Source organism: Streptococcus sp. HMSC034E03 (genome assembly GCF_001811505.1).
Taxonomy (GTDB): domain Bacteria; phylum Bacillota; class Bacilli; order Lactobacillales; family Streptococcaceae; genus Streptococcus.
On sequence record NZ_KV804967.1, the window covers coordinates 37180 to 44470 of the forward strand.

Genomic DNA, 7291 nt, shown 5'->3' on the forward strand with positions numbered 1-7291 from the left:
GAACAAGATCTTATCAAACATATTTTTAGCGAGTAGGAGATGGTGGAAGTCCTACAATCCCTGTTGATAAGATTATCCTCTCAAGTTATCAAGTCTGAAGTTAGTAGGATTTGACGTTCCCCACGTTACGGGAAAAGAGGGAGAAAGACTAGTTCTTTTTCCGAACAAAGGTGGTACCACGATTTTCGTCCTTTTTAGCGAGTCGTGGTTTTTATTTTGTCTATATAAAAAAGGAGATATCATGAAACTCAAAGAAACTTTAAATCTTGGGAAAACTGACTTCCCAATGCGTGCAGGCCTTCCAACCAAAGAGCCAGTCTGGCAAAAAGAATGGGAAGAAGCAAAATTGTACCAACGCCGTCAAGAATTAAATGAAGGAAAACCTCATTTCACTCTTCATGATGGACCTCCATACGCTAACGGAAATATCCACGTTGGTCATGCTATGAACAAGATTTCAAAAGATATCATTGTTCGTTCTAAGTCTATGTCAGGATTCTACGCACCATACATTCCAGGTTGGGATACACACGGACTACCAATCGAGCAAGTTTTGGCTAAACAAGGTGTTAAACGTAAAGAGATGGACTTGGTTGAGTACTTGAAACTTTGCCGTGAATACGCTCTTTCTCAAGTAGATAAACAGCGTGAAGACTTCAAGCGCTTGGGTGTTTCAGGTGACTGGGAAAATCCTTATGTGACTTTGACTCCTGACTATGAAGCAGCCCAAATCCGTGTCTTCGGTGAGATGGCAAACAAAGGTTATATCTACCGTGGTGCTAAGCCAGTTTACTGGTCTTGGTCATCTGAGTCAGCTCTTGCTGAAGCGGAGATTGAATACCACGACTTGGTATCAACATCACTTTACTATGCCAACAAGGTTAAAGATGGCAAAGGTGTTCTAGATACAGATACTTATATCGTTGTCTGGACAACTACTCCATTTACTATCACAGCTTCTCGTGGTTTGACAGTTGGTGCAGATATTGATTACGTTTTGGTTCAACCTACTGGTGAAGCTCGTAAGTTTGTGGTCGCTGCAGAATTATTGACTAGCTTGTCTGAGAAATTTGGCTGGACTGATGTTCAAGTTTTGGCGACTTATCGTGGTCAAGAATTGAACCATATCGTGACAGAACACCCATGGGATACTGCAGTAGATGAACTCGTTATCCTTGGTGACCACGTTACAACTGACTCTGGTACAGGTATCGTCCATACAGCTCCTGGTTTTGGTGAGGACGACTACAATGTTGGTGTGGCTAATGGTCTTGAAGTTGCTGTGACAGTTAACGAACGTGGTATCATGATGGCTAATGCTGGCGCTGAGTTTGAAGGTCAATTCTACGACAAGGTAGTGCCAACTGTCATTGAAAAACTAGGCAACCTCCTTCTTGCTCAAGAAGAAATCTCTCACTCCTACCCATTTGACTGGCGTACGAAAAAACCAATCATCTGGCGTGCAGTTCCACAATGGTTTGCTTCAGTATCAAAATTCCGTCAAGATATTTTAGATGAAATCGAAAAAGTGAAATTCCATTCAGAATGGGGTAAAGTCCGTCTTTACAACATGATCCGTGACCGTGGTGACTGGGTCATCTCTCGTCAACGTGCTTGGGGAGTTCCTCTTCCAATCTTCTACGCAGAAGACGGCACACCAATCATGACAGCTGAAACGATTGAACATGTAGCTCAACTCTTTGAGGAACATGGTTCAATTATCTGGTGGGAACGTGATGCTAAAGCCCTCTTGCCAGAAGGATTTACACATCCAGGTTCACCAAATGGTGAGTTCAAGAAAGAAACAGACATCATGGACGTTTGGTTCGACTCAGGTTCATCATGGAATGGTGTCGTGGTTAACCGTCCAGAACTCAAATACCCAGCCGACCTCTACCTTGAAGGTTCTGACCAATACCGTGGTTGGTTCAACTCTTCTCTTATCACATCTGTGGCTAACCATGGTGTGGCACCATACAAACAAATCTTGTCACAAGGTTTTGCCCTTGATGGTAAAGGTGAGAAGATGTCTAAATCTCTTGGAAATACCATTGCTCCAAGCGATGTTGAGAAACAATTTGGTGCTGAAATCTTGCGTCTCTGGGTAACAAGTGTTGACTCAAGCAACGACGTGCGTATCTCTATGGATATCTTGAGCCAAGTCTCTGAGACTTATCGTAAGATCCGTAATACCCTTCGTTTCTTGATTGCTAACACATCTGACTTTAACCCAGCTGAGGATGCAGTAGCTTACGAAGAACTTCGTTCAGTTGATAAGTACATGACCATCCGCTTTAACCAGCTTGTTAAGACAATTCGTGATGCTTATGCAGACTTTGAATTCTTGACAATCTACAAGGCCTTGGTGAACTTTATCAACGTTGACTTATCAGCCTTCTACCTTGATTTTGCCAAAGATGTTGTCTACATCGAAGGTGCAAAATCACTTGAACGCCGTCAAATGCAAACTGTCTTCTATGATATCCTTGTAAAAATCACCAAACTTTTGACTCCAATCCTTCCTCACACTGCGGAAGAAATCTGGTCATATCTTGAGTTTGAAGCTGAAGACTTTGTCCAATTGTCAGAATTGCCAGAAGCTCAAACTTTTGCTAACCAAGAGGAAATCTTGGATACATGGGCAGCCTTCATGGAGTTCCGTGGACAAGCTCAAAAAGCCTTGGAAGAAGCTCGTAATGCCAAAGTCATCGGTAAATCCCTTGAAGCTCACTTGACAGTTTATCCAAATGAAGTGGTACAAACCCTTCTTGGTGCGGTTAACAGTAATGTTGCTCAACTCTTGATCGTCTCAGAATTGACTATCGCAGAAGGACCAGTTCCAGAAGGTGCAGTAGCCTTTGAAGATGTAGCCTTTACAGTTGAACGCGCTGCAGGTGAAGTTTGTGATCGTTGCCGCCGTATTGATCCAAGTACAGCAGAACGTTGCTACCACGCAACCATCTGTGACCACTGTGCAAGTATCGTAGAAGAAAACTTTGCGGATGCAGTCGCAGAAGGATTTGAAGTAAAATAAAAGTAAAAAATGGCGAGGGTAGTCCAAAGGTTGATTTGAAAAGAAAGGCCAATAGCGCTCTCCAACATTAAACGCATACTATCAAGACTTTTGCAAGTCTGGTATTATGCGTTTTTTTATTGTAATGCCCTTTTTACCAAGTATCTTTTTTGTATAGTGGATTGAATCCATAATATAGTAGATTGAATCTAAAATCATACATTATGACTGCTAAAAATATTTCTAGAAATTAGTTTGACTTTCCTAATCGAATTGTTCATACCTTATTTCAATCAAATATAGTATAGCACACTGTTGCTTCTAAAATATGGATAGAAATTGATTTGATTTCCCTAGTCAATTTGTTCAGATTTTATTTCATTTTACTATAAAATAAAATTGCTCTTTTTTGTTAGCAGGCTGCTTAAGAAATATCTAAGCCCGTGTATAAATTTGGAATTCTAGCAGCTAATCAACGTATTCTAGGAAGCTAAGGAAAGAGTTTCTAACAAAACATATAATATATATGTTTGTGTGGTGAAAATTTTTGCTCTTTTTGATTTTAAAAGAACATCAAGTTTTTAAGAAAAAAACTAACAAAATAGAGAAAAACTATATTTAGATATTATAAAAACCTATATGTATACATTTGGAATATAATAAACCGAAAGAAATCGAAAGAATAAATTTGATTTATCTAAGTAAAAAGATTATAATAAAATTGTATTTATAATACTACATAAACACAAAAGGAGAAATAAATATGTGTTTTAATCGTAAAAATGCAGAACAAAAGAATTGGCGTATGATCAAAAAAGGAAAACATTTCTTGTTTGGTTGTTCGCTAGTCTTTGCGGTTGGAGCTACACTAGCTACTCCAACGGTTCACGCTGACAGTGTAGAAGCTAAGACAGAAGCTACAAATTCAGCAACACAAAATGAACCTACTGCAGAGGCGACGACCTATGCGGCACCAGCTGCAACTAGCCCAGTTGCGACTGAAGCAGTAGAAGCAAATTCAGCAACAACTGTCGTTTCAGCTGACAAATCTCAACTAGAAGCTGTTTTGACACAAGCTAAAGCTAAAAACTTGGATGGTCAAGAAGCTTCAGTTAAAGCTGAAGTAGCAGCTGCAATTGCAGAAGCAGAAGCATTAGTTGCGAACGGTTCAGCAAGCCAAGATCAAATCAACCAAAGTGTTGAACGTTTGACTCATGCTGTGGCAAGTGTGAAGGAAGTTACTGAAGCAGCTGAGACAACAGTTGAAACAACATCTGAAGCAACTACAGAATCTTCAGCAACTCCTAAAGTCAGAAGCAAACGTGCTGTTGCTGAAGGTACAACACGTTCAATTGATGAAACTAACCTTGCTCGTGCTATCGTAACCAAAGATAACTTTGAAAGTTTCTTCCAAGAAGGTGGAACTGCATCCTATGATAAATCAACAGGTACTATTAAGTTGACAGATGACGTTTCAGGTCAAGTTGGTAGTGCTTACCTACGTTTTAAAATTAACTCTGGACAACCTTTTACCTTCACTGGTAAGGTAGATATTGGTAATAAATACGAAGGCAAAACTGATGCAGATGGCCGACCAGGTGGTGATGGAGTTGGTTTCGTCTTCCATACAGGTAAGGTAAATACTATTGGTCAATCTGGAGCCTCTATTGGTATGGGTACTATCAAAAATGCCTTTGGTTTCAAACTAGACTCATGGCACAACACTTCTAACCCAAATGCCAACCAAAATGCATCAGCCGATCCACAATATGGTGGGAGAGCCTGGAAAACAAATGCCTTCGGTTCATTCTACTCATCAAATAATGCTGGTAGGGTAACGACAAGTAGCTCAGCAGCCAAAGCTCTAAATCCAGCTCCAAGTGGCCAATGGGTAGACTTTAAAATTGAATACGATGAAAATAAAAACTTTACAGTAACTTATGGCTCACAAACTTGGACAACGAACTTAAAAAATGCTAACACTAGCATCATGACAACTGACGCTAAGAATGCCTTGACTAAAAATAATCCAACCTTTGCCCTTTCGTTCTTAGGAAGTACAGGTTCTGGTACTAACTTGCAACGCGTTCAGATTGAAAGATTTGAGTTTACAGCGCCACAAATCGTCCACATGAAATTTGTTGATGCAAAAGGTAATGAAATTGAAGCAAGTAGTGCGATTCCAGGTGATGAAAATGAGGTTATTAACCTTAGCACCCAAGACAGCAAAATTGCAGCAGTCGAAGCTAAAGGTTATAAATTAAAGAGAATCGATGCAAGCAAAGCACCTTCATATAACGAAGGAAACAATACCGTTACCCTAACTCCAGGTGGGCAGTTGTTGACTTATGTATTTGCACCAGCTGGACCTACTGTCACTCCAACATTACAAGTTGGCGGTGTTATGACTGAGCCAGGTATCAAGTCAACAGACAATACCATCTCAGGAATTGGTAAAAAAGGCGCAACAATCAAAATTGCTGCTGCTGGTAAGACAATTGTTGATAATGTGACTGTTGCTGAGGATGGTTCTTGGTCTGCAACTCTTCCAACTGGTGTAAACAGCAATATCACTGAGCAAGATCAGTTGGTTCCAAGAGATACATTGACAGTTACCCAAACGATCAATGGTGAAGAAAGTGCTGAAACAGAGGTTAAAGTTGGACTTGGTGAATCAGTTGTTCAACCATCTGAATCTTCTTCTGATAAACAAAGTCTTGTTGCAGAAACTACAACAGTAACTTTGAAAGTACCACATGATGCGGGAATTACTTACTTTGATTATCCTAAAGCTGGTAACGCTAGAAGTGTAGTCGCTATTAAACGCGATTCAATTCCAGGGGCATGGACTTCAAAAGACGAATCAAAAGCAGTTGTTAAGTCATACTCTAGTGATGGTTTCTTTGATACTATTGTCCTTGAAATGAAAGAGCAAATCCAACCAGGTAAGGCTAAGGTAGTTTCAAACATTAAAGAAGGTAAATACACAAGTCCTGTTAATTGGAAAGAAATTAATGTAGAAGCAAAACCAGCAGATACAACACCACCAGCAGCTCCAACTGTAAACCCAGTGACAGCAGCCTCTACAGCAGTAACAGGTACAGCTGAGCCAGGCTCAACCGTAGAAGTAACCCTTCAAAATGGACAAAAAGCCTCTGCAAAAGCTGGAGAAAATGGTGAGTTTTCAATTCCAGTTCCAGCTTTGAATGCTGATGATCAAATTAGTGTTACAGCAACAGATGCAGCTAAAAACACATCAACTCCAACTAAAGTTACTGTAAAAGAGACAGTTCGTCCGACCTTACACATTCCATATGATGATCCTGCGACACAAGCCATTTATGTTTACTCTGGTGAAGAAAATAATATTGAGCTAAAGGTAACTGATAATTCAGGTAAGATTGTAAAAGCTTATCTGGCTTTACCACAAGATAACCGCAGTGGGCTTGGTGCAGAAGACACTACCTTCTTAAACGGTAGAACTAAAGGTGGTTTGTATCTTAAGACTGAAGGTATTCATGTAGAAACTACTGCTACAGAGTCAACTCCAGCTATCGTTCGCGTAACTGGTGAAGTTCCTAAAAACACTTACACAGAAAGTAGTGGACAAATCACTCGTTACCTCTTTGCTGAAGATGCGGCGGGTAATACAGGTTATGAACATGTTGGTGATGCGACTACACCAGGACAACTTGGGCGTATCCGTTTTATGTGGAAACCACAGTCATTCAAATATACTGCAGTAGCTCCATCAACACCGATTAAATCAAATACTGTTCCAGAAGCGAGTGTCCTTGAAAAAGCTGTTAAAGATGCGAACCCAACTTTCAGCGATAAGATTGAAAGTGTTTCTGTAGATGGTACTAATGTTAAGGTGACTTATAAAGATGGAAGTACAGATGTCATTCCAGCAGACTCAGTATTCAAAATTGAAGCAACAGCACCTGCAGTAACACCAGTTAAAAATCCATCAAGCCTAACTCAACCAGAAAAAGATGCAGTTAAGAAAGCAGTAGAAACAGCGAACCCAAGTGCAACTAAGGTTGAAGTAGGAACCGATGGTACAACAACACTAACCTACTCAAATGGTTCGACAGCTAAATTGACCCCAGCACAAACTGTCAGTCAGGCAGACGTTACACCTCCAGTAGCACCAACTGTAAATGCAGTTAAGGCAGGTGCTACTAGTATTACTGGTACAGCTGAAGAAGGCTCAACCGTAGAAGTAACCCTTCCAAATGGAACAAAAGCAACAGCAACAGCTGACAAAGATGGTAA

2 protein-coding genes are annotated in these 7291 nt (G+C 40.3%); both read left to right on the forward strand.

From position 1 onward, the window contains the following. The first annotated feature begins 241 nt into the window (after positions 1-241). Positions 242-3034 (forward strand): isoleucine--tRNA ligase, encoded by a 2793-nt coding sequence (gene ileS, locus HMPREF2805_RS02820; RefSeq protein ID WP_075231301.1) that lies wholly within the window; start codon positions 242-244, stop codon positions 3032-3034. 742 nt (positions 3035-3776) lie between these two features. After that, positions 3777-7291, forward strand: a 3515-nt coding sequence (locus HMPREF2805_RS02825; RefSeq protein ID WP_148131580.1) for a lectin-like domain-containing protein, incomplete at its 3' end; no start/stop codon positions are given.